We start from the raw sequence: 22,768 nt of genomic DNA on the forward strand, positions 1-22,768 counted from the left end.
CGCTATCGGAGACCGTGACGAAGGAAGGAACGCGCATGTCGGTGGTGGAGCAGGTCAAGGTAGGGCCGGACGAGACGGGCTTGAGGCTCGATCGCTGGTTCAAGCTTCATTATCCCGGCCTCGGCTTCGGGCATTTGCAGAAGCTGTTGCGGTCCGGCCAGATTCGCGTCGATGGGGGACGGGCGAAAACCGATACGCGCCTCGCCCCGGGCCAGCTCATCCGCATTCCGCCCATGGGCGCCGACCAGGCGCGGATGAAGGCCGTGCCGCTCACCGCCAACACGATGCGGGACCGGCACGACGCCGATGTCCTCGCGCAGATGCTCATCTACGAGGATGAGAAGGTCTTCGTGTTCAATAAGCCCGCGGGCCTCGCCGTGCAGGGCGGCTCGGGCATATCCCGCCACGTGGACAAGATGCTGGAGGCGTGGCGTTCCAAGCGGGGTGAAAAGCCGAGGCTGGTTCATCGGCTGGACCGCGATACGTCCGGCATCCTCGTCGTGGCGCGCACGAGGGGTGCGGCCGTTTCGCTGACCAAGGCCTTTCGCGAACGCGATACGAAGAAGACCTATTGGGCGATCGTGAAGGGCGTGCCGGCGCCCCATGACGGGCGTATCTCCACCTATCTGGTGAAGGAGCAGACGCCGGACGGCGACCGCATGCGTGTTGCCAAGCACGGCGAGGATGGGGCCGATCACGCGCTGACGCATTACCGCGTCATCGACCAGGTGGCGCAGAACTTCGCATGGCTGGAGATGGAGCCCTATACGGGCCGCACGCACCAGCTTCGCGTTCATGCCGCCCATCTCGGCCATCCGATTCTGGGTGACCCGAAATATTTCGAGCACGACACCAATTGGGAATTTCCCGGCGGCGTCCAGAATCGCCTGCATCTTCACGCGCGCCGGATCGTCATTCCGCATCCGGGCGGGGGGGTGATCGACCAGGTCGCCCCTTTGCCGCCCCATATGGTGCAGACCTGGAACCTCTTCGGATTCGACGAGGCGGAGATGAACGACTGATGCGCCTCGTCCTCTTCGATTGCGATGGAACGCTGGCCGACAGCTTTCCCATCATCTGCCGCACCATGCGCCTCGCTTTCGAGCGAACGGGCCGCGCGGCGCCCCAGGATGTGGCGATCCACGCCATCATCGGGCTTTCTCTGGAGCGCGCCTTCGCGCAACTCGCCCCTGATGCCTCGCCAGCCGAGGTGGTCGCGCTGGCGGAAACGTATCGTTCGGTCTTTCGCGAATCGCGCAACGAGTTCGCGTTCGACGAGCCTCTCTTTCCGGGTATCGCGCCGCTGCTGGCTTCGCTCTCCGCGCGGCCGGATGTGCGTTTGGGCATGGTGACGGGTAAGTCGCGCCGCGGCGTGCGTCGGATCCTGCAATCGCACGGCATAGAGCGTGTGTTCACCGCCATTCGGACGGCAGACGACTGCCCCTCCAAGCCTCACCCCGCCATGGTGCAGGAGTGCTGCGGCGAGGTGGGAATCGATCCGGCGGACGCGATCGTCGTCGGCGACGCGATCTATGACATGCAGATGGCCGTCGCGGCCGGAGCCGGGGGCCTCGGCGTGTCTTGGGGCGCCGCTTCCCGGCAGGCGCTGCTTGGCGCGGGCGCGGCGACTGTGGTGGACGACACGGCCGCCCTCTCGGGTCGTCTGGACGAATGGCTTATCGCGCGGCAGCGGTCCATGGCCCCCGCGGCATCCTGACCCGGATCGTTTCCATGAGCCATTCCCTCGCCCGCCCCGAACTTCCCAAGCGCTTTTACCGCGAGGCGGCGATCGCCCCGGCGAATGGCGGCCACGCGGTGCTTCTCGACGGTCGCCCGGTGCGCACGCCGGCGCGCAAGCCGCTCGTCCTGCCCGCTGAAAGGCCTGCTCTGGCCGTCGCGGCCGAATGGAATGCGCAAGGCGAACGCGTGAACCCCGCGACCATGCCGGTGACCCGCCTCGCCAACACGATCGTCGATGGTATCGCCGATGATCCCGCGCCGGTGCGGCACGACTTGAGGCGCTATGCTGAAACCGACCTCGTCTTCTACCGCGCCGAATCGCCTGAGCGGCTGCTTGAGCGGCAAGTGGCGCATTGGGACCCCGTGCTGGCGTGGGCGAGAGGCCGGATCGGCCATGATTTCATCCGCGTCGAGGGGGTGATGCATGTCGCGCAGCCGCCGGAAACGCTGGCAGCTATGTCGCAGTGGATCGACGCTTACGAAGACGCCTTTGCCGTGGCCGCGCTTCACCAGATGGCCACGCTCACGGGCTCGCTGTTGCTCGCGCTGGCCGTCGCCGAACGTGAGCTCACCATCGAGAAGGCATGGCAGGCGGCCCATGTCGATGAGGACTGGAATACCCAGCAATGGGGTGGGGATGAGGAGGCGCAGGCGCGCCGCGACGCCCGGTTCGAGGATATGAAGGCCGCTGCCCTGTTCGCTCAAATTCCCGCGAACCACTCGTAGCCGCGATCTTCCCAATAGCCGCCTTGTCCTTCGCCGAAGCCTGAGAGATCGTCGGTCAGCGTGATCGCCTCGATGTATTTCGCCATCTTGTAGCCGAGCTGCCGCTCGACCCGCACGCGCAGAGGCGCTCCGTTGGCGACGGGTAGCGCGGTGCCGTTCATCCCGTAGGCAAGGATCGTCTGGGGATGGCGCGCATCAAGGAGGTCGATCGATTCGTAGTAGCGGATCGGGCCCGTAAAGCTGTTTTCCATTACGTCGAAGCAGGAGAAAACGGCATATCGCGCCTGCGGGAGAACGCTGGCCTCGTCCAGCACGAGAGCCAGGGGCGTCCCGGTCCATTCGGCAACGCAACTCCACCCCTCCACGCAGTCATGGCGGGTGATCTGCGTGCGCGCGGGCATGTTGCGCAACTCGTCCAACGAGAACGCGAGGGGGCGAGCCACCATGCCCCGGATGGACAGGCGATAGTCACGGAAACCCTCCGCCACATGCCGCAGATAATCGGACGCCTGTGGATTGGTCGATCCGTTGGGCCGCATGGGTTGGCGGATTTCGCTGCGGGAGAATTCGCGCGCGAGCTGGTCCGATCCGAGCATCAGGCGCTGGACGCGATAGGTCCAGTCGTTGGCCCTGAGGAGGAACCGGCGCACATCGCTGTCGCGCTGGCCCACGGCGTCGAAGCAGCCGGCGAGGGGCAGCGAGGAGGCGACGGCGGCGCCTGTCAGGAAACGGCGGCGGTTCATTGACCATCCTCCGCGGAATCGATTCTGAACCAGCCCGTCACCATGGAGCGGAGTTCGTTGACGGGGCCGGCCAGCAGAACCATCAGCACATGCACCACGAAGAACGCGACCAGCAGCAGCATGACCACGAAGTGGAGCGTGCGCGCGGTTTGCCGGCCCCCGAAGAGATCGAGCGTCCAGGGCGCGAAGGCGTTGAAGCCCGGCGACATGGTCAGGCCGGTCAGTATCATCAGCGGCATGAGAAGCAGCATCACGACGAAATAGGACAGCTTCTGAAGGGCACCATAGCGGCGCCCATGACGCAGGCGCAGTCGGGCATGGTCGGTGATATCGCGCCCCAGCCCGCGAAGATCGTTCGGACCGGGAAGGATGTCGCGCTTCAAATGTCCGTTCACCAGGCTGGACAGGAGCCAGAAACCCAGCGTGACCACTAGCGCCCAGGCGAAGAAGAAATGCACCACCCGGCCCGTCGCCAGATCCCGATACGACGGGATCGTCATCCACCCGGGAAAGCTCTTGGCATGAAGATTTCCGTTCACCGGGATCGCACCGAGCCAGCCGGTCGTGTCGAAGCGGTGGCCGAGTATTTCCGTGTAGCCACGCATGGAATCGCCGTCGAAAGCGGCGCCGATGGACAGGACGGTGTTGTCGAACGAGAAGCCCGATTGCTGCCCGATATAAAGATCGGGCCGCGCCATGAAGATCTGAAGCCCCGATAGCAGCAGGAAGAAGAGGCAAACGGCCCACGCCCAGTGCGCCAGACGCGTGGGCATTGCCTGACGGTAGACGAGGGAGCCTTTCGGGCGGGGAAAGATCGCCACCGGTTCAACCTTCCAGAATCGCGTTCAAGCGTCTTCGCAGTTACGGCACAAGGTGCTGCGCGGATGCAGTCAGTTTCCCGTGATATTCAGCCCGCCTTGCCCAGGCGGCGCAGCGCCTTGTCCAGTTCCTGACGGAAGCGAGAGCGGTCGGCATTGGTGAAAGCGCGATTATACCCTTTGCTTTCGCCAGTTTCCCTCAAGTGCTGGTTGAACGCACGAATGGACAGCGCGCTTCCGATGGACTGCGCGGTGAATTCGCGCCCCGTCGGCCCCAGAACGCAGGCACCGTTGTCGAGGCCGCGCGCGGCAAGCGGGATATCGGCCGTGACCACGAGGTCACCCGGCCCGGCTGCGTCCGCGATCCAGTTGTCGGCCGCGTCGGCGCCGTCGGAGACGGTCACGATCCGTGCGCCCGGATAGCGTGAGGGGCGCATGCCTCCGTTCGAGACGAGCACGATCTCGGCCCCATGGCGCAGGGCGATTTCCAGCGCCTCGTCCTTCACCGGGCAGGCATCCGCGTCGATATAGACGACCGTCAAGCCGGTTCCTTCGCGCGAATCGCCGGGCCGAAAACGCTTTCGAACCGTGCCTTCAGGGCGATGTCCACGTCCTGTAGCGAAGCCGGGATGCCCAGGTCCACGAGGCTCGTGACGCCGTGCGTCTTCACGCCGCAGGGCACGATTCCCTCGAAATGCGACAGGTCGGGATCGACATTCAGGCTGATGCCGTGGAAGCTGACCCATTTGCGCAAGCGAATGCCGATGGCCGCGATCTTCTCCTCGGGCGACGTTCCATCAGGCCCCGGCGCGCGTTCCGGGCGCCGCACCCACACTCCCACGCGGTCCTCGCGACGCTCTCCCTTCACCTGGAACGTGGCAAGCGTGTCTATGATCCAGCCTTCCAGGGCCGCCACGAAGGCGCGGACATCCGGGCGCCGGCGCTTCAGGTCCAGCATCACATAGGCCACGCGCTGGCCCGGCCCGTGATAGGTGTACTGGCCGCCGCGGCCCGCGTTGAACACCGGGAAGCGGCTCGGCTGCACGAGGTCTTCGGGTTGCGCGCTGGTGCCGGCGGTGTAGAGCGGCGGGTGCTCTACAAGGAGCACGGCTTCGCTTGCCGCCCCCGCCGAGATCGCCGCCACGCGCTCGTCCATGAAGGCCAGGGCGGCCTCATAGTCGCACAGCCCGTCCCGCACGATCCATTCCACCGGCGCACTCCCCGGCGTGGCCATGAAGGGCAGGGAGGGCGTGGCGAGGCGAGGGGGGGATGGGGGCATGGGCGGCCGGATCGTCATCCCTCCTTGTAGCTGTCCGCTCCTTCGCCCGGAAGCCACCTCTCCATCTTCGCGCAAGAACCGCGGTAAAAACGCTTGTGCCGGACCGGAGGCTTTGTTACATGCCCGCCACCGGTCAGCGAGACCGGCCCGGCGAAAGCCGGAACACGGCGTGCGGTCGTGGCGGAATTGGTAGACGCGCAGCGTTGAGGTCGCTGTGGGGCAACCCGTGGAAGTTCGAGTCTTCTCGACCGCACCAGCCTTGCTTATCCCTTCCTCGTGATTCAGTCGTTCGCGCCGCGCAATCACGCGCCGGAACTCTTCTTGCGTCATATCGTGTCTTGCTGGCTGGCGGCATTCCGCCATGCTCTCCGCGAGGTTTCTCGGCCGTGCAACTCGCCAAAGTGCGGGGATCATGCATCCTGAGCCCTGTCGGAGCGTTGTGGGGGCAAGGAGCGCAGGATGGCCCAGGCATTCACCAGAGAGATTGACGATGCCCCGCTGCCGCCCTTGCCGGAGCGGCCTGTCAGTCCGCATCTGAACCTGGTGACGCGGCGCGGGGCAGCCTTGATCGAAGAGGCTCTTCATACGCTGAAGGCACAGATCGGGGCGACATCGGAGAAGGACCGCGAAGCGATCCTCGCGCGTGATCTACGCTATTGGTTCGCGCGCCGCGCCACCATGCAGGTCGTGGAGCCAGATCGCGCGGCGGACACGGTGGGCTTCGGCACGACGGCCGTCATCCGCCGGCGCGGCAAGGTCGAGAGGCTTCGGATCGTGGGGGAGGACGAAGCCGAGCCGCCGAAGGGCTTGATCGCCTGGACGGCCCCCCTCGCCAAGGCCCTGGAAGGCGGGCGCGTGGGCGAGATCATCCACTTCGTCGGGGGCGGAAAAGACGAACCGATCGAAATTCTCGCCATAGAGACAGCGGACGCCTGACCGTCTTCTTAACGGACTGCCGGTGCGGCCGCAGCGCCGTGTTGATCCCTGCCACCTAGCTTTCGGGTGTTGCTGCTGCGCGTCGGCCGCCTGCAAAGGGGAGGTGCAGCGGCGTTCGCCGCAGTTTCGCGATCGCACGGCCTTTGCACCCACCCGCTTTTCAGGCAGATCGGCCACACAGGCGCTGGCGGCAGGAGATGTGACGATGGCTGAGGCCGAAACCCATCAGGAGAACGCCGAGCGCCAGGACGGACGCATCTACGGCGAAGACGGCGTCCTCTCCTCCGATTTTATCGCCGGCATCCGATCGGCGCTCGAACGCAGGGACGCGCAGTCGTTGCGCGAAGCGGCGGAAGACCTCCACGAGACGGAACTCGGCGACCTGATCGAGTATCTGGGAACGGAGGAGCGGCAGGCGCTGGTGCGCCTGCTCGGCTCCGACTTCGACTATACGGCTCTCACGGAGGTGGACGAGGCGGTTCGGCTCGAGATCATCGACGCCATGCCGAACGAGCGGATCGCGGACGCGATCCTGGAGCTCGATTCCGACGACGCGGTCTACATCCTCGAGGACCTGGAAGAGGAGGATCGGACGGAAATCCTCCAGCGCCTGCCGTTCCGCGAACGGCTGCGCCTGCGCCGCGCGCTGGAATATCCCGAGGAGACGGCCGGCCGGCGAATGCAGACCGAGTTCGTCGCCGTTCCGCCTTTCTGGACGGTGGGACAGACGATCGACTACATGCGCGAGGACGACGACCTGCCGGACAGCTTCGCGCAGATCTTCGTGGTCGATCCGTCCTTCAAGCTGCTCGGGGCCGTGGACCTACACCAGGTGCTCCGCGCGAAACGGCCCGTCGCCATCGAATCCATCATGCACCCCACGCGCCACGCGATCCCGGCGGAGATGGACCAGGAGGAGGCGGCCCAGATATTCGAGCAGTACGACCTGTTGTCCGCGGCGGTGGTGGACGACAGCGAACGGCTCGTAGGCGTCCTGACCATCGACGACGTGGTGGATGTCATCCAGGCCGAGGCGGAGGAGGATTTTCGCCGGCTCGGCGGCGTGGGCGACGAGGAGATCTCCGACAGCGTGCGCACCTCCGCCCGCTCGCGCTTTCCCTGGCTGTTCGTCAATCTCGGCACGGCCTTTCTCGCGGCCATGGTGATCGGGCTTTTCGACGCAACGATCGAGCAGATGGTAGCGCTCGCGGCCCTCATGCCCATCGTCGCTTCCATGGGGGGCAATGCGGCGGCGCAGACGATGACCGTAACCGTGCGCGCCATCGCCACGCGTGACATCCACATCCACAATTCGGGCCGCATCATCCGCCGCGAGGTGCTGGTCGGGCTCCTGAACGGCTCGGCCATCGCGGTCCTGCTCGCCTGCATCGCCACGCTCTGGCTGGGAGACCCGGATATCGGGCTCGTGATCGGCACGGCGATGGTCATCAACATGCTGACCGCGGCCCTTGCCGGAATCCTCATTCCGCTGCTTCTTAACAAGGCTGGCGCCGACCCGGCCATCGCCTCCGCCGTGTTCGTCACCGCGATTACCGACGTCGTCGGTTTCCTCGGTTTCCTCGGCCTGGCCACCTGGTGGTTCGGCCTCGGTTGACGGTCACATCTTCGCGATTGACTTTTACGTAAATCTGGAATGGAGAAGACGGTGTTTTCCGACGTTTGGTGAGGCGATGCGCGATTACTACACGATCACGGAGCTGACGCGCGAATTCGACATCTCCACGCGCACGATCCGCTTCTACGAGGACGAAGGGCTCATCGCGCCCATCCGTCGCGGGCGCACGCGGCTCTTCCGCCATTCGGACCGCCAGCTTCTCAAGGCCATCCTGCGCGGCAAGCGGCTGGGCTTTTCCATCGCTGAAATCCGCGAGATCATGGGCATGTATCGTTCGCCCCCCGGCGAGGCCGGCCAGTTGCGCACGATCATCCGCAAGGTCGCCGAACGACGGGCCGAGCTGGAGCAGAAGCGCCGGGATATCGACGACCTTCTGGCCGAGCTCGATCATGCCGAGGAGGCGTGTCTTACGCGCATGGCCGAACTCGGCATCGCGCCGGTTTCGAGCTGAGCCGGATCATCGGTTCGGATCGAAGGAGCAGGCCAGGATCGTCTCCTGAACGTCGCTCTGCCCCGCTTCGTCGAGGCGACCCTCCAGGAGGTCTGCCAAGAGGTTTCGCTCGGTGAGATCGGTCTGCACGCAGGCGCAATAGGAGAGGCAGAACGCTTCGTCGGCCTGCTGTGCCAGGCACGCGCGGCGGCAGTCCTCCGGGAACGCCGCGATGCGGTCCGGCGGCGCGAGATATGCGACGGCCGCAACGATGGCGATCGAGACCGGCTGGTGGACCAGGTAGAAGGCCAGCGAATGCCGGCCGATCGTCGCCAGCAGGCGGGAAGGCCTGCCTGCCGCCTTCCAGGCGGAGAGGCGCTGCCAGAGGCCGGCCCGCAGGGCGATTTTGGAGAAGGCCATGCCGAGCAGCACGATGCCGGTCCATGGAAAGATCGGCACGAGGTCGTTGGAAAGAGGCTCGCGGGCCGCGAAGCCGATCCAGGCCAGCCAGCGCGGATTCATCAGATCGGTTGCGAAGAAGGCCGGCAGCGCGATGATGGCTGCACCGACAAGCGCGATCAGCGCAGCGGGCAGCCGCAGGAAAACCAGCGCGATCACGCTTGCCACGGCGATCTGGTGCAGGATTCCGAAGAAGACGAAACTCTGCGGCGTGGCCACGAACGTTGCAACCGTGACCGCGCCCGCGCCGGCGGCGACCTGCGCCATCCGCTTGCCGAAAGGCCTGGGCTTCACGCCGTCGAGATGGGCCAGGATGAAGCTGATGCCGACGAGCAGGAGGAAGCTGGAGGCGATGCCGCGCGCGAAAATGCGCCAGCCCCCGGTGCCTGCCGTGCCCGCCGGAAGATAGCCGAAGAACTCGAGATCCCAGGTGAAGTGGTAGACCAGCATGGCGATAAGGGCTATGCCGCGCGCCACGTCGAGCAGGTCGATTCTGCCGATTTTCGTTGTCGTGCGCAGGCTGGGAGCCGCGTCGACCTGGCTTAACGAGGTTCTGGACATACGGCATTTCCGCCTATCTTCGCTGCGACGAGCGCTTTGTCGGCCGGGTTGTGCCGGGATCGCCCCTTCCGTGGCAAGAGCCGATGTCCTCAAATGACGATAGGGGAACTCATGAAAATCATCGAACGCGGCGGCGCGCGGATTCCGGCTATCGGCCTTGGCACATTCCGGCTGGAGGGCGACACCTGCACCAACATGGTGCGCGAGGCGATCGAGATCGGCTATCGCCATATCGATACGGCGCGCATGTATGGCAATGAGAAGGAAGTCGGGCAGGGCATCCGCGATGCGGGCGTGCCGCGCGACGAACTTTTCGTGACCACGAAGATCTGGTGGTCCGACATCGGACGCGCCAATCTGATCCCGACGGCGGGCAAGGCGCTGATCGATCTTGGCCTTGAGCAGGTGGATCTGCTCCTGATCCATTGGCCGAACCCGGACATCCCGCTGGAGGAGTCGCTCGAGGCGTTGAATGAGGCGAAGACCAAAGGCCTGACGAAGCATATCGGCGTGGCGAATTTCACGTCGTCGCTGATGGATTCGGCTGCCCGCATTTCGCCTGAGCCGCTGGTCTGCAACCAGGTCGAGTATCATCCCGCGCTATCGCAGGAAGCGATCCTCCATTCCTGCCGCAAGAACGACATGGCGCTCATCGCCTATTCGCCCATCGGGCAGGGCGGGGAGCTGTTGCAGAACGCCGAAATCGTTCGCATCGCCGAGGCGCATGGAAAGACGCCGGCGCAGATTGTCCTGCGCTGGGAAATCGAGCAGGATGGCGTCGGTGCCATCCCGCGCACCACCAATCCGGCAAGGCTTTCGGAAAATATCGACGTTTTCGACTTCGAGTTGACGCCGGCCGATCGCGACCTCCTGACCCGGATGACGCGGCTTCGCCGCCGGCTGGTCAATCCGGCCTTCGCGCCGAACTGGGATCGCGCCTGAGCACGACAGGACGGTCCGGATGCCTTGGAGGGCGTAGTCTCGATGTTCTTCGTCCTGTCCAAGCTGCTCTGGTTTCTGGTCCAGCCGCTGGTTGTCATCCTCCTGATCCTGGCGGCAGGGCTTCTCGCTTCGGCGTTCAGCTTCACTCGTCTGGGGCTTGCGCTGTCAGGCTGTGCATTGGCGATGCTCGCCATCGTCATTCTCTCTCCGCTTGGGCTCCTGATGATGGGCGCGCTGGAAAACCGCGTTCCACGCCCGGAATTGCCGCAGAATGTCGCCGGCATCATCGTTCTGGGCGGCTCCATCGACACGCGCATCGCCCGGACGCGCGAGGAGCCGGAGATGAACGACGCGGGAGACCGACTCACGGCCACGATGGCGCTGGCGCGACGCTACCCGCAGGCGCGGGTCGTCTTCACCGGCGGCTCGGCGGCGGTGTTCGAGGACGACATTCCCGAGAGCGGCCCGGCGGGCGAAATCTTCCTCTCGCTCGGGCTGGCACCGGAGCGGCTGATGCTGGAGGAGGAATCGCGCAACACCTACGAGAACGCCGTCTTCACGCGCCGTATCGTCGAACCGCAGCCGGGCGAGGTCTGGCTTCTCGTAACCTCCGCTTTCCACATGCCTCGCTCCATCGGGTGCTTCCGCCAGGCCGGCTTCGACGTGGTGCCCTTTCCGGTGGACTACCGGACGCCCGCCGGCTCGGCGATCTGGCGCCCCTCCGCCGCCAGCATCCGGAACGTGGAGAAGGTCCATTTCGCGATCCGCGAATATATCGGCCTGTTCGCCTATTGGATGACGGGGCGCACGGACGCGTTGTTCCCCTCAGCTTGAGGGCCGGGCCACGCCAACCCTGTAGATTCCCTTGAAGGCGTGCGGGTCGACCGCCCGCCCCTTGCGGCGGATTTCCACGCGGGCTTCGTCGGCCAGGCGGATCGCCTCCGCGCGGATGGGCGCCATCAGCTTTCGCCATTCCTTCTCGTCCGTGCCGGCAAGCGCCCGGGCCACTTCGGAGGGGCAAACCGTCTTGTCCGCACCGCGCGCTGCGACCATCGTCTCGATGGTGTCGCGGATGACCGTGCGCGATATGCCGCTCATGTGTCGTCCTCGGTGAGCCTGAGCGCCTCGTTGGCGTCGGAGAAGAACTGCCGGTGGCCGAGGATAACGATCACCAGCGCGGTCGCGACGATGAGCACGTAGGGGCCCAGGAACCAGCCGAGATAGGCGAGCCCGAAGAAGATGGCGCGAAGCCCCGAGTTGAAATGACGGCCCGCGATGCGATTCATCGCCAGCGCCCGCTCCACCGCGCTGCGCGCCCTTCGGGGGTCGGCCTCCGCGTCCAGCCGCATCGGAATCGCGCCGATCAGGATCGAGCAGTAGTTGAAGAGCCGGTAGGCCCAGGCGAACTTGAAGAAGGCGTGCACGAAGATCACGATCAGGCCGAAAAGCTTGGCCTCGACGAGGCGCCGATCAAGAAGCTCATGCATGGGAAAGTCGGCCCCGATCTGCGCGATCTGGTCGGCCGAGCCGATGAGCGCGAAGCAGCCGCCGATGGCGAAGATGCAGGCCGAGGCGAAGAAGCCGGTGCCCTGCTGAAGGCCGGACATGATGCCCGTGTCGATCATTCGCAGGTCGCGCCGAAGCAGCGTTTCCATCCAGCGTGCGCGCTGGTCGTTCATGCGCCCGCCCAGGCTGCGATGGCTGAACTCGCTGTGGTTGGTCACGAAGGTGTATGCGCCCCATCCCCCGACGAACAGGAGGAAGGCGATCACGTTGGGAATGTCGAAGAAGTCGCCGATGCTCATGGATGGGTGGATCGTCCTTGCCTTGCGCCCTGGCGCGTAGCTGTGGCGTAAGGGGCCCCGCCTGTCGAGAGCGGCCGGCGTATCCATCCTTGACGCGGCCCGCACCTGTCCGCATCTGGTGCCCATGCCGCTTCATATGATCAAGCTTTGCGTCGGCGTCGAGAGCGTCGAAGATCTCCGGGCCTGGGTCGAAACGCGCCTTCAGGAGGCGCGGGACGCCGGGCGGCCCGCCGAACAATCGCACGTCACCCGCGTCATGCCGAAACGCGCCGCCGAGATTCTGGCCGGCGGGTCGCTCTTCTGGGTCATTCGCGGCCATGTTCAGGTGCGCCAGCGCATCCTGCGGTTCGAGCCCGTCCAGGGCGCGGACGGCATCCAGCGCTGCCGAATCGTTCTGGAGCCCGTCTTCAGCGCCACCGAATGGCAGCCGCGCCGGCCCTTCCAGGGGTGGCGCTATCTGAAGCCGGAGGAAGCGCCTGCCGATATCGACGGTGGAGAGGAGGGGGCGCTCGCCCTACCTGCGCATCTGCGGCGTGAGTTGACGGCGCTCGGCTTGCTTTAAGCGGTGGGAGATATCATGCCCCGGCACCTTCCCGATCTGTCGCAAGACCGAGCCGTCGCCTCGTCGAGGCCGTCCGAGATCGATCGCTTCCTCAAGAAGGCCGAGGAGGCGACCGCTGTGAACGGCCGTCTGATCTTCGCGCTGGACGCCACTTTGAGCCGCCAGCCCACCTGGGACCGCGCTTGTCGCCTGCAGGCCGAAATGTTCGGCGCGGTGAGCGAGGGGCTGAGCGTGCAGCTCGTCTATTTTCGAGGGTTCGATGAATGCCGGGCCTCGAAGTGGGTGGCGCGCCCGCAGGCCCTGCGGGACCTCATGCTGCGGATCGATTGTCGCGGCGGGCAGACGCAGATCGAGCGCATCCTCAAGCATGTGCGCGGGGAAGCGGGAAAGACGCGCGTGGGGGCGCTCGTCTTCATCGGCGATGCGGTGGAGGAAAATCCGGATAGCCTGTGCCGGATGGCCGGCGAACTCGGTGTCCTCGGCGTTCCGTGCTTCATGGTGCAGGAGGGGACCGATCGGGGCTGCGAGGCTGCCTTCCGTGAGATCGCCCGCCTTTCGCGCGGAGCCTATCTGCGGCTGGACGAGGGCTCCGCCGACGCTCTTCGCAACCTGCTGCGGGCCGTCGCCTCCTTCGCGGCCGGCGGGCTGCCCGCGCTGGAGCGAGACGCCACGCGCGAAGGCCAGCTCCTGCTGGCGCAGATGCGCGGGCAGCCGCCGCGATGATGGCACTCGGAGCGCTCGCGGCGCTCGTCTTCCTTCTCGCGGTGCTGCGCATCGTCATGGTGACGCCACCTGAAAGGCTCGCTCGCCTCCTGCGTGCGGCGGGGCCGATCGTGCTCATGCTCGCCGGTGGCGGACTGGCGCTCACCGGCCGCGCCGCCATCGGCATTCCGGTCCTCGGGCTGGGCCTTGCGGCCTGGCGCCGGCGGCGCCCGCCAGCCGCCATCGGCGGCGCATCCTCGTCCGCCCGTTCCACCGTTCGTGCAGCCCATCTCGAGATGAGCCTCGATCACGACAGCGGGGATCTGGACGGGAAGGTGCTGGCAGGGCCGTTCGCTGCCGCGTGGCTCTCCGAATTGTCGGACACGCAGCTACATGCTCTGCGCGGAGACATGCGAGACGACGCCGAAAGCCTAAGGCTTCTGGAAGCGTATCTTGACCGCCGCGCGCCCGGCTGGCGAGACGACGCGCAGACGGGAGATGGCGACGGGCTGGGAGGAGCGCCAGGCGCGGGCCCCATGACAGAGCAGCAGGCCCACGAGATCCTTGGCCTTCAGCCGGGAGCGACCACCGCGGAAATCCGCGAGGCTCATCGCCGCCTGATGAAGCGGGTGCATCCCGACCACGGCGGAACCGACTTTCTGGCCGCCCGTATCAACGAGGCGAAGGCTTTCCTGATCGACCGTCATCGCTGAACTGTCCCCGAACACATGAACTCAATCGAGAAGGTTGCGCCCTGCGGCGTGGCCGCCGGGCATGAAGGTGCCGTCTCCGCTCCCCGGGGAGAGCGGCGCAAAGCTGAAAAAGGATCGGCGGCTGGGCGCCGGCGGGACGGCCCCTAGTTGGTCGCCACCGCGTAGCAGGCGTAGGAGCTGCGCTTCAGCGCTTCGCAGGCGGCATTCGCGTCGCTCCTGCTTTCGAAGCCGGAAAAGCGGGCCCGATAAAGGGTCTGCGAGCCGGCATCGACCGTTTCCGTGTAGGGTTCGGCCGCGTCGAGCGCACCGCCCACGCGCTTGCGGGCCTCGCTGAGGATGTCGAGCGCCGTCTCCTCGAGAGGCGTCGCGGCGATCTGCACGACCCAAGGCGAGGAGGAGGAAGGCCGAACGGCGGCCTGGGCCTGGGATGCGACGGGCTCCACCGAGCCGGTGGTGCCCCGGTCAATGCCCACGCCGACCGCGGGAATGGGCGCGCGCGGCACGGGCCGGCTGGGCGCAAGGGCGTTGGCGGTCGGGATCTGCATCGGAGGCTGCGTTCCCTGGGCGGCAAGGGCGGCGCGCAGCGCGTCCCGGCCCACGAGCTGGCGACCCGAGGGGCTGCGCAGCGCGTCGTCCATCGCGCTCGCGGCCGAGGAACCGTAGGCACTGGCCACGCGCTCGTCGATGGATTCGGCCCGAAGGGTGGGAACAGGCACGCTGGCCGGCAGCACGGACGCCACCTGCGCGGCGGCCGGCGCCGAGCGCGAGGGGCTCCAGGAGGCGATCAGCGGCGCGCCGCGACCCTCGCTCGCCTGGGGCAGGTATCGTTGCAGCAGTTCCACCATATGGTCGTCGCGCGAGCGGGCCGTGCGGCCGCCCATCACCACGGCGACCAGCTTCTTGTTGCCGCGAACCACGGAGGAGGCAAGGTTGAAGCCGGAAGCGTTGATGTAGCCGGTCTTGATCCCGTCGACCCCCTGGACGCGGCCCAGGACGCGGTTGTGGTTGCCGATGGCCTGGCCCCGGAACGTGTAGGAACGCGTGGAGAAGATCTTGTAGTACTGCGGGAAGTGCTCGCGCAGCGCGATGGACAGCGTGGCCATGTCGCGCGCGGTCGTGCGCTGCTCGGGGTTCGGCAGTCCGTTCGCGTTGCGGAACGTGGTGCGCGACATGCCCAGGCTGCGGGCCTTGGCGGTCATCATCTCTGCGAACCGCGTTTCGGTTCCGCCCAAAAACTCCGCGATGACGACCGAGGCGTCATTGGCCGAACGCGTGACCAGCGAATGCATCGCCTCGTCGACCGTAATGGTCGAGCCGGTGCGCAGGCCCAGCTTGGAAGGCGGCCGGCTGGAGGCGTAGCCCGAGACGGTCATCGGCGTTTGCGGCGTGGCGCGGCCCGTCTCCAGCGCCTCGAACATCATGTAGAGAGTCATCATCTTCGTCAGCGAAGCGGGGAAGCGCGCTTCGTCGCCGTAGCGGTTGAAGAGCACCTTGCCGTTGTTCGCATCGATGACGAAGGCCGCGTAGCGCGGGTTCGACTGCGCCGAGGCGTCGCTCGCCCCATGGACCAGAAGCGCCGTCCCGACGGCGGCCACGCTCAACGTGCGCGAAAGGATGCGAACCAGGGGCTTCAGGCGAGGAAAAGCGATCGGCACGGGCGATGACTCTCTTAGGTTCGCGTGTCGAGACTTGGTTCCAACACTCATCGCACTGGACCCCCGAAGCCGGCTAAGCAGCTGTTCCGTCTCATCTTGAAGGGCAGACTAGGCTCTCGCCCTTACCAATCCGTTTATGGTTGCCGTTTCCTTGTCATCCGCATGTGGCGGAACCGTAGGGGCCCGCGCCGCCAAGTACCATCTCTCCAATTTGTGAACGGGACGAGCGCCTGTCGGCGGCCTCGACGAGGCGACGCGAAAATTGCCGGCCGTCACGCTGGAAACCTGAACGGCGCAGCATGAGCGGCCGGTGGCAGGCCAGGATGCCCCGGCAAGCCTCCCACTGGGCCGATTTTCATCTCCCCGAGCCCGGCGCGCGCCGGTAAGGCTTGTTACCGGCTGTCCGGCAACGCACATTCTTATGCGAGAGCGAGAGGCTTAAAATGCGTCACGCGATTCTTACATAGCGTATGATGACGAAGGTGGTGGCATTGCTCGACGAAGCTCGGTCCGGGTGTCCGGAAGAGGGAGCGATCCGGCTCCAGGCGGGGAAAACCGACGGCGAGGGCACCGACAGGGGCACGTCCGTCATCACGCGCACGAGAACGAAGACGAAGCGGCCGAGCCTTTACAGGGTGCTGCTTCTGAACGACGATTACACCCCGATGGAGTTCGTCATTCACGTTCTGGAGCGCTTCTTTCAAAAAGACCGCGAAGCCGCCACGCGGATCATGCTGCATGTGCATCAACACGGTGTAGGGGAGTGCGGAGTCTACACCTATGAGGTCGCGGAGACGAAAGTCACGCAGGTCATGGATTTCGCCCGCCAGCACCAGCATCCGCTTCAATGCGTGATGGAAAAGAATTGAGGTGAAGCTTGCCGACATTTTCGCAAAGCCTGGAAAAGTCGCTCCATCAGGCGCTGACCTTCGCCAATGAGCGGCATCAGGAATTCGCCACGCTCGAACACCTCCTCCTCGCGCTTCTGGAGGACAAGGACGCCTCGGCCGTGATGAAGGGGTGCAGCGTCGATCTTGACCTGCTGCGCGCGTCCCTCGTCGACTATATCGACAATGAGCTTTCAAACCTCGTGACGGGTCACGAGGAGGATTCCAAGCCGACCGCCGGGTTCCACCGCGTGATCCAGCGTGCGGTCATTCATGTCCAGTCGTCTGGGCGCGACGAGGTGACGGGCGCCAACGTGCTCGTCGCCATCTTCGCCGAACGCGAGAGCCACGCTGCATTCTTCCTGCAGGAGCAGGAGATGACGCGCTACGATGCGGTCAATTTCATCTCCCACGGCATCTCGAAGCGCCCCGGCGGCACGGAGAGCCGGCCCGTGCGAGGCGCAGAGGACGATCAATCGACCATGGGCCAGGACGAGGACGGACGGCGCAAGGAGAAGCAGGACGCTCTCTCCGCCTATTGCGTCAATTTGAACGAGAAGGCCAAGAACGGCCGCATCGATCCCCTGATCGGCCGCGCGAGCGAGATCAACCGCACTATCCAGGTGCTGTGCCGCCGCTCGAAGAACAACCCGCTCTACGTGGGCGATCCGGGGGTCGGCAAGACGGCCATCGCCGAGGGCCTGGCCAAGCGGATCGTGGACGGAGACGTGCCCGAGGTGCTGGCCGACGCCACCATCTTTTCGCTCGACATGGGCACGCTTCTGGCCGGCACCCGCTATCGCGGCGATTTCGAGGAGCGGCTGAAGCAGGTCGTGAAGGAACTGGAGGAATACCCCGGCGCCGTCCTTTTTATCGACGAGATCCACACCGTGATCGGCGCGGGCGCCACCTCCGGCGGGGCGATGGACGCCTCCAACCTCCTGAAGCCGGCCTTGTCCTCGGGCGCGATCCGCTGCATCGGCTCCACGACCTACAAGGAATATCGGCAGTTCTTCGAGAAGGATCGCGCGCTCGTGCGCCGGTTCCAGAAGATCGACGTGGCCGAGCCAACGGTGGAGGACGCGGTTTCCATCCTCAAGGGCCTCAAGCCCTATTTCGAGGACTTCCATCACGTGAAGTTCACGAACGAGGCGATCCGCTCCGCGGTGGAACTGTCCGCGCGCTACATCAACGACCGGAAGCTGCCGGACAAGGCGATCGACGTGATCGACGAGACCGGCGCCTCGCAGATGCTGCTGCCGGAATCGCGCCGCAAGAAGCAGATCGGCGTGCGTGAGATCGAGGCGACGGTCGCCACCATGGCGCGCATCCCGCCCAAGTCCGTGTCGAAGGACGACGAGGAGGTGCTGGCCAACCTGTCCACGCAGCTCAAGCGTGTCGTCTACGGACAGGACGCGGCCATCGAAGCCTTGTCCTCGGCGATCAAGCTGGCGCGCGCCGGCCTGCGCGAGCCGGAAAAGCCGATCGGCTCCTACCTCTTCTCGGGGCCGACCGGTGTCGGCAAGACGGAGGTCGCCAAGCAACTGGCGTCCTCGCTCGGCGTGGAGCTTCTGCGCTTCGATATGTCGGAGTATATGGAGCGGCACACCGTCTCGCGGCTGATCGGCGCCCCTCCGGGCTATGTGGGCTTCGACCAGGGCGGCTTGCTGACGGACGGCGTGGACCAGCATCCGCACTGCGTGCTTCTCCTCGACGAGATCGAGAAGGCGCATCCGGACCTGTTCAACATCCTGTTGCAGGTCATGGACCACGGGAAGCTGACGGACCACAACGGCAAGAAGATCGACTTCCGCAACGTCATCCTGATCATGACGACGAACGCCGGCGCGTCCGAGGCTTCCAAGGCGGCCATCGGGTTCCATTCGTCCAAGCGCACGGGCGACGATGTGGAGGCGATCAACCGCCTCTTCACGCCGGAGTTCCGCAATCGACTGGATGCGATCATCGCCTTCGGCGCCCTGCCGACGCCGGTGATCCACGAGGTGGTGCAGAAGTTCGTGATGCAGCTCGAAGCCCAGCTTTCCGAGCGCGGCGTCACCTTCGACCTGACGCCGGAGGCCATCGCATGGCTTGCCGAAAAGGGCTATGACGAGCACATGGGCGCACGCCCCCTGGGCCGCGTTATCCAGGAGCACGTCAAGAAGCCGCTCGCCGATGAGGTTCTCTTCGGCAAGCTGCGCCGGGGCGGCACCGTGAAGGTGACGGTCGTGGACGGCGAGGCCGGCGGCCGGCAGCTTCATCTCGAAGCCATCGCCGATGCGCCGCCGGCGCGCCCGAAGAAGTCCGTCGAGCGTCGCCGCCGCCCGCAGCCCGTGCTGGCCGATGGTGATGACGGCTATCCGGATATGCCGGCGGCGGAACCCGAAGGGGCCGCGCCGGGGGAAACGGGCAAGGGGCGCTCGGCAAAACGTGGCGGAACGGTGCCGAAAGTGCCTCGTAAGTCGGACTGATCATCGCTAGAAGGAGAGCGCCGGGTGGGCTGTCTCTCGTCAATGAAGGGGTCGCCGGTTCGGCGGCCCCTTTCTCGTCGGTGCCTCGCTCACCGTCCCTTCCAGATGTCGCAGTGCCCATGATCGACCGACGCAGCGAACTTCCTCCACCCGAACAGGACGACCTGCGCTGGTTCCTCAAGGGCGCGCGGGGCATTTTCAGCGCACCGGCGATGATCCTTGTCCTCTCCATGATCGGCTTTGCGGGTCTGGCCCGAGACGCGGGAATCTCCTGGACTCACGCCTCGTTCATGACCTTCGCCATCTGGGCGCTGCCGGCCAAGATCATCCTCGTCGGGGCCATCACGGCCGGTGCCTCGCTGCCGGCCACGGCGCTGGCGGTGGGCTTGTCCTCCGTGCGCCTGATGCCGATGGTGGTTTCCTTAGTGCCGCGCCTGCGGGCGCCGCGCACGCGCACGCGGACCTTGCTCATCCTGTCGCATTTCGTCGCGATCACCTGCTGGGTCTTCGCGATGGAGCGGATCGACCGTGTGCCACGCGAAAGCCGCGTGCCCTTTTTCGCCGGCTTCGCCATTACCCTGACGGTCGTCAACACCGTGGTCGTGGCGCTGCTGTTTAACCTGATGGGCCAGCTTCCCGGGCTCGTGACCGGCGCGTTGGCCTTCCTGACGCCGGCCTATTTCCTGATGTCGCTCTTCGGCTCGTCGCGCGAGACGACGGGGTGGCTGGGCCTCCTCACCGGTATGGCGCTCCTGCCTCCGGCCAACTGGCTGTTCCCGCAATTCGATATTCTCGTCGCGGGGATCGTGGGCGGCATCCTGGCCTATGTCGGGGGGCGGGCCATCGACAGGCGCAGGGCAGGGGCATGAGCGACTGGACCTTCTACGCCCTGCCGGACCCCTGGTGGCCCTTCCTCTTCATCATTCTCGCCGGCTGGCTGCCCACCGATATCTGGCGTTATCTCGGCGTGCTCTCCTCGGGTAATCTTTCGGAGAGCTCGCCGGTCCTGCAACTGGTGCGATCCATAGCCACGGCTCTTGTCGCGGCTGTCATCGCGAGGCTGGTCCTCTATCCCACCGGCTCGCTGGCTCTGCTGCCCGATGCGGTGCGCGTCGGCGCCATGGCGGGGGGCTTCCTCGCCTTCCTTCTCCTTCGCCGTTCCATCGTCCTCGGCCTTGTCGTCGCCGAGCTGATCCTGATCGGCGGCGCGTGGGTGACGGGAGCGGTTTGAGGCCGATCCGGGAGTCGGAACTTCGCCGCGCTCAGAGGGCTCGAAGCGCCTCGCGGATGAGCGCGGCCTGTTCGGCCAGAACGGTCCGGTCTGCCATCTCGCCGGAATGCGAGCTCAGGGGCACATTCTCATAGCGCGGAATGACATGGACATGCAGGTGGAACACCGTCTGCCCGGCCGGCGCCTCGTTGAACTGGGCGATGGACACGCCGTCGGCCTTGAAAGCCGCCTTGGCCGCACGGGCGAGGCGGGCAACCTGCGGCAGGAGGGCGGCGAGCGTCTCGTCCGATGCATCGAGAAGATTGCGGGACGGCGCCTTGGGGATGACGAGGCAGTGGCCCCTCGATTGCGGCATCGCGTCCATGATGGCGATGGCCTCGTCGGTCTCGAACAGCGTCTCGCTCGGAATCTCGCCGCGCAGAATCCTGGCGAAGATGTTCGTGTCGTCGTAAGGGCTCTCGGGCATGTGGGCCTCCGCATGGAATGGAGCTTTGCCTTTAGCGCTCCTTGTCGTCCTCGTCTTTCCTGAAAGGCGTGTGCGCGGACAAAATCTCCTGCACATGCGCGACGTCGCGGCGCTCTCGCTCCAGATAGTCGGCGATCGCGCGCTGAAGACCGGGATGGGCGATGTAATGCGCCGAATGGGTCGTGGTCGGCTCATAGCCCCGCGCCAGCTTGTGCTCGCCCTGCGCGCCCGCTTCAACGATCCGCAATCCGTGCTCGATCGCGTAATCGATCGCCTGATGGTAGCAGAGCTCGAAATGCAGGAAGGGGTGGTCCTCCGAGCAGCCCCAATAGCGCCCGAAGATGCGTCCCGCGCCCACGAAGTTCAGCGCCCCGGCGACATACCGTCCCTGCCGCTTGGCCATGACGAGGACGATGCTCTGCGGCATTCGTTCGCCGATAAGGCTGAAAAGCCGGCGGTTCAGATAGGGGCGCCCCCACTTCCGGCTTCCGGTGTCCATGTAGAAGGAGAAGAAGGCGTCCCAGGCCGCCTCGTTCAGCGACGAGCCGGAGAGGCGCTCGACGACGATATCGTTCGCCAGCGCCTCCCGCCGCTCGCGCTTCAGGCCCTTCCGCTTGCGGGAGGCCAGCGTTGCCAGGAAGTCATCGTAGCTGGAATAGCCGCGATTGACGAAGTGGAACTGCTGATCGGTGCGGGCGAGGAAGCCGGCCGCTTCCATGGCTGTGCGATCCTGTGGCTCGAGGAAGGTCGCGTGGGCCGAGGATACGCCGGTCTGGTTCGCATACGCCTCCAGCCCGCCCACGAGCGCGGCCCGCCGCGCCTGGGCGCCTTCCTGCCAGCCCACGAGAAGGCGGGGGCCGGTCGCGGGCGTGAAAGGAATGCTCGCCTGGAGCTTGGGGTAGTAGCGCCCGCCCGCCCGCTCGAACGCATCTGCCCATCCGTGATCGAACACGTATTCGCCCTGGCTGTGGCTCTTCAGATAAGCGGGGATCGCACCGCCGACCCGCCCGTTTCCATCGTCGAGCAGAAGGTGCTGGGGAAGCCAGCCGGTCTCACGTGTTGCCGCACCGCTGTCTTCGAGGGAAGAGAGGAAGGCGTGCGAGACGAACGGATTCAATCCCTCTGGCCCGGTCGCGAGCGCGTCCCACGCCTGTGCCGGCACCGCCGAGATCGTCTCGGCAACGCGGATGGTGGCGTAGGAGTCCTGCGGCGTCTCTGGTTCCATTCGGCCGATCATGTCGGGCGCGCGGGCGGCAAGCGCAAGTCTTGCCGCCTCACGTCCTCGGGATAAAGCCCTCGAAGGTGATCTGGTCGGCATGCAACTCGCTGCGCTCGGCATCCGAGGGGGAGCGGACGGTCCAACTGATGACGGGCAGCCTCGTCTCCTGCCTCACCCATTCCACAAACGGATTGGGCAAGTGATGGAGATTGTAGGAGACAAAGGAGCAGCGTCCGTCCAGCAGGCGCCGATGCTGGCTGAAATTGTCCTCCCGCGTTCCCTCCGCCGTCAGCCCTACCGGCACCCGGTCGGAAAACGCCGTGGCCTGCTCGATCAGCCATGAATCGAACGACATGAGCGCAAGCGGGCCGCGATAGGCTTCCACCAGCGGCTCCAGCGCGCCCGCGAATCCAGCGTCCTCCTCCGGTGACGTGCCCTTCAGCTCCACCACGAGGGGCACCTGGCCGTCCACGAGGTCGAGAAGTTCGGACAGCCTCGGCACGTGGTCTCCGCCGCCTTTCAGTTGCAGGGCGCCAAGCTCCCGAGCCGTGCGCTCGATCACGCGCCCGCCGGTGCCCGTCATGCGTGACAGGGCGTCGTCGTGGAAAACGACCGGAACGCCGTCCGCCGAAAGGCGCACGTCACATTCGATGGCATATCCCGCGTCGATCGCCGCGCGGAACGCGGAGATCGAGTTTTCGTGGATACCCTTGGCTTCGTCGTGCAGGCCGCGATGTGCGATAGGCCGGCTCGTGAGCCAGCCGATATCCCGTTGAACGCTCATCGG

The 22,768-nt window shown here is 65.8% G+C and carries 26 protein-coding genes and 1 tRNA gene; 16 read left to right on the forward strand and 11 right to left on the reverse strand.

The genetic code is table 11. The features are described from left to right. Positions 1–35: 35 nt before the first annotated feature. The 3 genes from J7654_RS12470 to J7654_RS12480 are packed head-to-tail and all read left to right on the forward strand — an operon-like array spanning position 36 to position 2,466. Positions 36–1,022 carry an RluA family pseudouridine synthase gene (locus tag J7654_RS12470; RefSeq protein WP_209740506.1) on the forward strand — a complete coding sequence of 329 codons (987 nt, stop codon included), beginning with the start codon at positions 36–38 and terminating at the stop codon, positions 1,020–1,022. Next, positions 1,022–1,717, forward strand: a complete 696-nt coding sequence (locus J7654_RS12475) for an HAD-IA family hydrolase (protein ID WP_209736235.1) — start codon at positions 1,022–1,024, stop codon at positions 1,715–1,717. Before J7654_RS12470 ends, J7654_RS12475 begins: the two co-directional genes overlap by 1 nt. Next, entirely contained in the window at positions 1,672–2,466 is a 795-nt protein-coding gene (locus tag J7654_RS12480; protein ID WP_245195488.1) for an ATP12 family chaperone protein, read from the forward strand. The genes J7654_RS12475 and J7654_RS12480 overlap by 46 nt, the downstream gene beginning before the upstream one ends. Here the strand turns inward: J7654_RS12480 and J7654_RS12485 are convergent. The 4 genes from J7654_RS12485 to lipB all read right to left on the reverse strand — a co-directional run bounded on the left by J7654_RS12485 (position 2,442) and on the right by lipB (position 5,261). Beyond that, positions 2,442–3,209, reverse strand: a complete 768-nt coding sequence (locus tag J7654_RS12485) for a molybdopterin-binding protein (RefSeq protein ID WP_209736236.1) — start codon at positions 3,207–3,209, stop codon at positions 2,442–2,444. The genes J7654_RS12480 and J7654_RS12485 overlap by 25 nt on opposite strands. Beyond that, entirely contained in the window at positions 3,206–3,982 is a 777-nt protein-coding gene (locus J7654_RS12490) for a cytochrome b/b6 domain-containing protein (RefSeq protein ID WP_209740510.1), read from the reverse strand. Before J7654_RS12490 ends, J7654_RS12485 begins: the two co-directional genes overlap by 4 nt. A 134-nt stretch (positions 3,983–4,116) precedes the next feature. Next, on the reverse strand, positions 4,117–4,569 hold the full coding sequence (locus tag J7654_RS12495) for a YaiI/YqxD family protein (RefSeq protein ID WP_209736237.1): 453 nt from the start codon (positions 4,567–4,569) through the stop codon (positions 4,117–4,119). Then, positions 4,566–5,261 (reverse strand): lipoyl(octanoyl) transferase LipB, encoded by a 696-nt coding sequence (gene lipB / locus J7654_RS12500; RefSeq protein WP_245195770.1) that lies wholly within the window; start codon positions 5,259–5,261, stop codon positions 4,566–4,568. Before lipB ends, J7654_RS12495 begins: the two co-directional genes overlap by 4 nt. 216 nt (positions 5,262–5,477) lie before the next feature. On the opposite strand from lipB, the gene J7654_RS12505 reads away from it, so the two are divergent. The 4 genes from J7654_RS12505 (at position 5,478) to J7654_RS12520 (ending at position 8,329) form a co-directional block, all read left to right on the forward strand. Beyond that, positions 5,478–5,562, forward strand: a tRNA-Leu gene (locus tag J7654_RS12505). A gap of 203 nt (positions 5,563–5,765) precedes the next feature. Next, positions 5,766–6,242 (forward strand): GreA/GreB family elongation factor, encoded by a 477-nt coding sequence (locus tag J7654_RS12510; RefSeq protein ID WP_209736239.1) that lies wholly within the window; start codon positions 5,766–5,768, stop codon positions 6,240–6,242. Positions 6,243–6,447: 205 nt separating this feature from the next. Further along, positions 6,448–7,857, forward strand: a complete 1,410-nt coding sequence (gene mgtE, locus J7654_RS12515; RefSeq protein WP_209736240.1) for a magnesium transporter — start codon at positions 6,448–6,450, stop codon at positions 7,855–7,857. A gap of 76 nt (positions 7,858–7,933) precedes the next feature. Then, positions 7,934–8,329 carry a MerR family transcriptional regulator gene (locus tag J7654_RS12520; RefSeq protein ID WP_209736241.1) on the forward strand — a complete coding sequence of 132 codons (396 nt, stop codon included), beginning with the start codon at positions 7,934–7,936 and terminating at the stop codon, positions 8,327–8,329. Between the two features lie 6 nt (positions 8,330–8,335). Here J7654_RS12520 and J7654_RS12525 read toward each other — a convergent pair whose 3' ends face one another. Continuing rightward, complete coding sequence (locus tag J7654_RS12525; RefSeq protein ID WP_209736242.1) at positions 8,336–9,328, reverse strand: heparan-alpha-glucosaminide N-acetyltransferase; 993 nt, start codon at positions 9,326–9,328, stop codon at positions 8,336–8,338. Between the two features lie 36 nt (positions 9,329–9,364). Between J7654_RS12525 and J7654_RS12530 the strand changes: the two genes are divergently transcribed. Beyond that, positions 9,365–10,270 carry an aldo/keto reductase gene (locus J7654_RS12530; protein WP_342451362.1) on the forward strand — a complete coding sequence of 302 codons (906 nt, stop codon included), beginning with the start codon at positions 9,365–9,367 and terminating at the stop codon, positions 10,268–10,270. Positions 10,271–10,294: 24 nt separating this feature from the next. After that, on the forward strand, positions 10,295–11,104 hold the full coding sequence (locus tag J7654_RS12535; RefSeq protein WP_245195489.1) for a YdcF family protein: 810 nt from the start codon (positions 10,295–10,297) through the stop codon (positions 11,102–11,104). Here the strand turns inward: J7654_RS12535 and J7654_RS12540 are convergent. Continuing rightward, positions 11,096–11,368: a DUF3253 domain-containing protein gene (locus tag J7654_RS12540; RefSeq protein ID WP_209736243.1), complete on the reverse strand. Its 273-nt coding sequence runs from the start codon at positions 11,366–11,368 to the stop codon at positions 11,096–11,098. The genes J7654_RS12535 and J7654_RS12540 overlap by 9 nt on opposite strands. Further along, positions 11,365–12,075, reverse strand: coding sequence for a DUF599 domain-containing protein (locus J7654_RS12545; RefSeq protein WP_209736244.1), 711 nt, complete (start codon positions 12,073–12,075; stop codon positions 11,365–11,367). The genes J7654_RS12540 and J7654_RS12545 overlap by 4 nt, the downstream gene beginning before the upstream one ends. Positions 12,076–12,199: 124 nt before the next feature. On the opposite strand from J7654_RS12545, the gene J7654_RS12550 reads away from it, so the two are divergent. From J7654_RS12550 to J7654_RS12560, 3 genes are read left to right on the forward strand one after another with little or no spacing between them, the layout of a single operon-like run. Next, positions 12,200–12,637: a DUF1489 family protein gene (locus J7654_RS12550; protein WP_209736245.1), complete on the forward strand. Its 438-nt coding sequence runs from the start codon at positions 12,200–12,202 to the stop codon at positions 12,635–12,637. Between the two features lie 15 nt (positions 12,638–12,652). Beyond that, complete coding sequence (locus J7654_RS12555; RefSeq protein WP_209736246.1) at positions 12,653–13,360, forward strand: vWA domain-containing protein; 708 nt, start codon at positions 12,653–12,655, stop codon at positions 13,358–13,360. Continuing rightward, the gene (locus J7654_RS12560) at positions 13,357–14,052 is read left to right on the forward strand and encodes a DnaJ domain-containing protein (RefSeq protein ID WP_209736247.1); all 696 of its coding nucleotides are present in this window, start codon (positions 13,357–13,359) and stop codon (positions 14,050–14,052) included. Before J7654_RS12555 ends, J7654_RS12560 begins: the two co-directional genes overlap by 4 nt. A gap of 143 nt (positions 14,053–14,195) precedes the next feature. Here J7654_RS12560 and J7654_RS12565 read toward each other — a convergent pair whose 3' ends face one another. Continuing rightward, positions 14,196–15,707 (reverse strand): serine hydrolase, encoded by a 1,512-nt coding sequence (locus J7654_RS12565; RefSeq protein WP_342451363.1) that lies wholly within the window; start codon positions 15,705–15,707, stop codon positions 14,196–14,198. 533 nt (positions 15,708–16,240) lie between these two features. On the opposite strand from J7654_RS12565, the gene clpS reads away from it, so the two are divergent. The 4 genes from clpS (at position 16,241) to J7654_RS12585 (ending at position 20,296) form a co-directional block, all read left to right on the forward strand. Continuing rightward, positions 16,241–16,576 (forward strand): ATP-dependent Clp protease adapter ClpS, encoded by a 336-nt coding sequence (gene clpS, locus J7654_RS12570; RefSeq protein ID WP_245195772.1) that lies wholly within the window; start codon positions 16,241–16,243, stop codon positions 16,574–16,576. A gap of 8 nt (positions 16,577–16,584) precedes the next feature. After that, entirely contained in the window at positions 16,585–19,065 is a 2,481-nt protein-coding gene (gene clpA, locus J7654_RS12575) for an ATP-dependent Clp protease ATP-binding subunit ClpA (RefSeq protein WP_209736249.1), read from the forward strand. A gap of 119 nt (positions 19,066–19,184) precedes the next feature. After that, positions 19,185–19,934, forward strand: coding sequence for an AzlC family ABC transporter permease (locus J7654_RS12580; RefSeq protein WP_209736250.1), 750 nt, complete (start codon positions 19,185–19,187; stop codon positions 19,932–19,934). After that, on the forward strand, positions 19,931–20,296 hold the full coding sequence (locus J7654_RS12585; protein ID WP_209736251.1) for an AzlD domain-containing protein: 366 nt from the start codon (positions 19,931–19,933) through the stop codon (positions 20,294–20,296). Before J7654_RS12580 ends, J7654_RS12585 begins: the two co-directional genes overlap by 4 nt. Before the next feature lie 31 nt (positions 20,297–20,327). Here the strand turns inward: J7654_RS12585 and J7654_RS12590 are convergent, their stop codons facing one another. From J7654_RS12590 to J7654_RS12600, 3 genes are read right to left on the reverse strand one after another with little or no spacing between them, the layout of a single operon-like run. Continuing rightward, positions 20,328–20,762, reverse strand: coding sequence for an HIT family protein (locus J7654_RS12590; RefSeq protein WP_209736252.1), 435 nt, complete (start codon positions 20,760–20,762; stop codon positions 20,328–20,330). 31 nt (positions 20,763–20,793) lie between these two features. Then, complete coding sequence (locus tag J7654_RS12595) at positions 20,794–21,987, reverse strand: GNAT family N-acetyltransferase (protein ID WP_209736253.1); 1,194 nt, start codon at positions 21,985–21,987, stop codon at positions 20,794–20,796. 49 nt (positions 21,988–22,036) lie between these two features. Further along, the gene (locus J7654_RS12600) at positions 22,037–22,765 is read right to left on the reverse strand and encodes a glycerophosphodiester phosphodiesterase (protein WP_209736254.1); all 729 of its coding nucleotides are present in this window, start codon (positions 22,763–22,765) and stop codon (positions 22,037–22,039) included. Between the last annotated feature and the right edge of the window lie 3 nt (positions 22,766–22,768).

Origin of the sequence: Aureimonas populi, assembly GCF_017815515.1 — a bacterium.
In the GTDB taxonomy this organism is placed as follows: domain Bacteria; phylum Pseudomonadota; class Alphaproteobacteria; order Rhizobiales; family Rhizobiaceae; genus Aureimonas; species Aureimonas populi.

Bases quoted from the DNA above. Each gene is read 5' to 3' on its own strand.
- J7654_RS12595 (WP_209736253.1), bottom strand. From the start codon at position 21,987: ATGGAACCAGAGACGCCGCAGGACTCCTACGCCACCATCCGCGTTGCC.
- J7654_RS12580 (WP_209736250.1), top strand. From the start codon at position 19,185: ATGATCGACCGACGCAGCGAACTTCCTCCACCCGAACAGGACGACCTG.
- J7654_RS12585 (WP_209736251.1), top strand. From the start codon at position 19,931: ATGAGCGACTGGACCTTCTACGCCCTGCCGGACCCCTGGTGGCCCTTC.
- J7654_RS12510 (WP_209736239.1), top strand. From the start codon at position 5,766: ATGGCCCAGGCATTCACCAGAGAGATTGACGATGCCCCGCTGCCGCCC.
- J7654_RS12470 (WP_209740506.1), top strand. From the start codon at position 36: ATGTCGGTGGTGGAGCAGGTCAAGGTAGGGCCGGACGAGACGGGCTTG.
- J7654_RS12520 (WP_209736241.1), top strand. From the start codon at position 7,934: ATGCGCGATTACTACACGATCACGGAGCTGACGCGCGAATTCGACATC.
- J7654_RS12600 (WP_209736254.1), bottom strand. From the start codon at position 22,765: ATGAGCGTTCAACGGGATATCGGCTGGCTCACGAGCCGGCCTATCGCA.
- J7654_RS12480 (WP_245195488.1), top strand. From the start codon at position 1,672: ATGGCTTATCGCGCGGCAGCGGTCCATGGCCCCCGCGGCATCCTGACC.
- J7654_RS12545 (WP_209736244.1), bottom strand. From the start codon at position 12,075: ATGAGCATCGGCGACTTCTTCGACATTCCCAACGTGATCGCCTTCCTC.
- J7654_RS12485 (WP_209736236.1), bottom strand. From the start codon at position 3,209: ATGAACCGCCGCCGTTTCCTGACAGGCGCCGCCGTCGCCTCCTCGCTG.
- J7654_RS12550 (WP_209736245.1), top strand. From the start codon at position 12,200: ATGCCGCTTCATATGATCAAGCTTTGCGTCGGCGTCGAGAGCGTCGAA.
- J7654_RS12525 (WP_209736242.1), bottom strand. From the start codon at position 9,328: ATGTCCAGAACCTCGTTAAGCCAGGTCGACGCGGCTCCCAGCCTGCGC.
- J7654_RS12540 (WP_209736243.1), bottom strand. From the start codon at position 11,368: ATGAGCGGCATATCGCGCACGGTCATCCGCGACACCATCGAGACGATG.
- J7654_RS12555 (WP_209736246.1), top strand. From the start codon at position 12,653: ATGCCCCGGCACCTTCCCGATCTGTCGCAAGACCGAGCCGTCGCCTCG.
- lipB (WP_245195770.1), bottom strand. From the start codon at position 5,261: ATGGCCACGCCGGGGAGTGCGCCGGTGGAATGGATCGTGCGGGACGGG.
- J7654_RS12475 (WP_209736235.1), top strand. From the start codon at position 1,022: ATGCGCCTCGTCCTCTTCGATTGCGATGGAACGCTGGCCGACAGCTTT.
- J7654_RS12590 (WP_209736252.1), bottom strand. From the start codon at position 20,762: ATGCCCGAGAGCCCTTACGACGACACGAACATCTTCGCCAGGATTCTG.
- J7654_RS12490 (WP_209740510.1), bottom strand. From the start codon at position 3,982: ATGCCCACGCGTCTGGCGCACTGGGCGTGGGCCGTTTGCCTCTTCTTC.
- J7654_RS12560 (WP_209736247.1), top strand. From the start codon at position 13,357: ATGATGGCACTCGGAGCGCTCGCGGCGCTCGTCTTCCTTCTCGCGGTG.
- mgtE (WP_209736240.1), top strand. From the start codon at position 6,448: ATGGCTGAGGCCGAAACCCATCAGGAGAACGCCGAGCGCCAGGACGGA.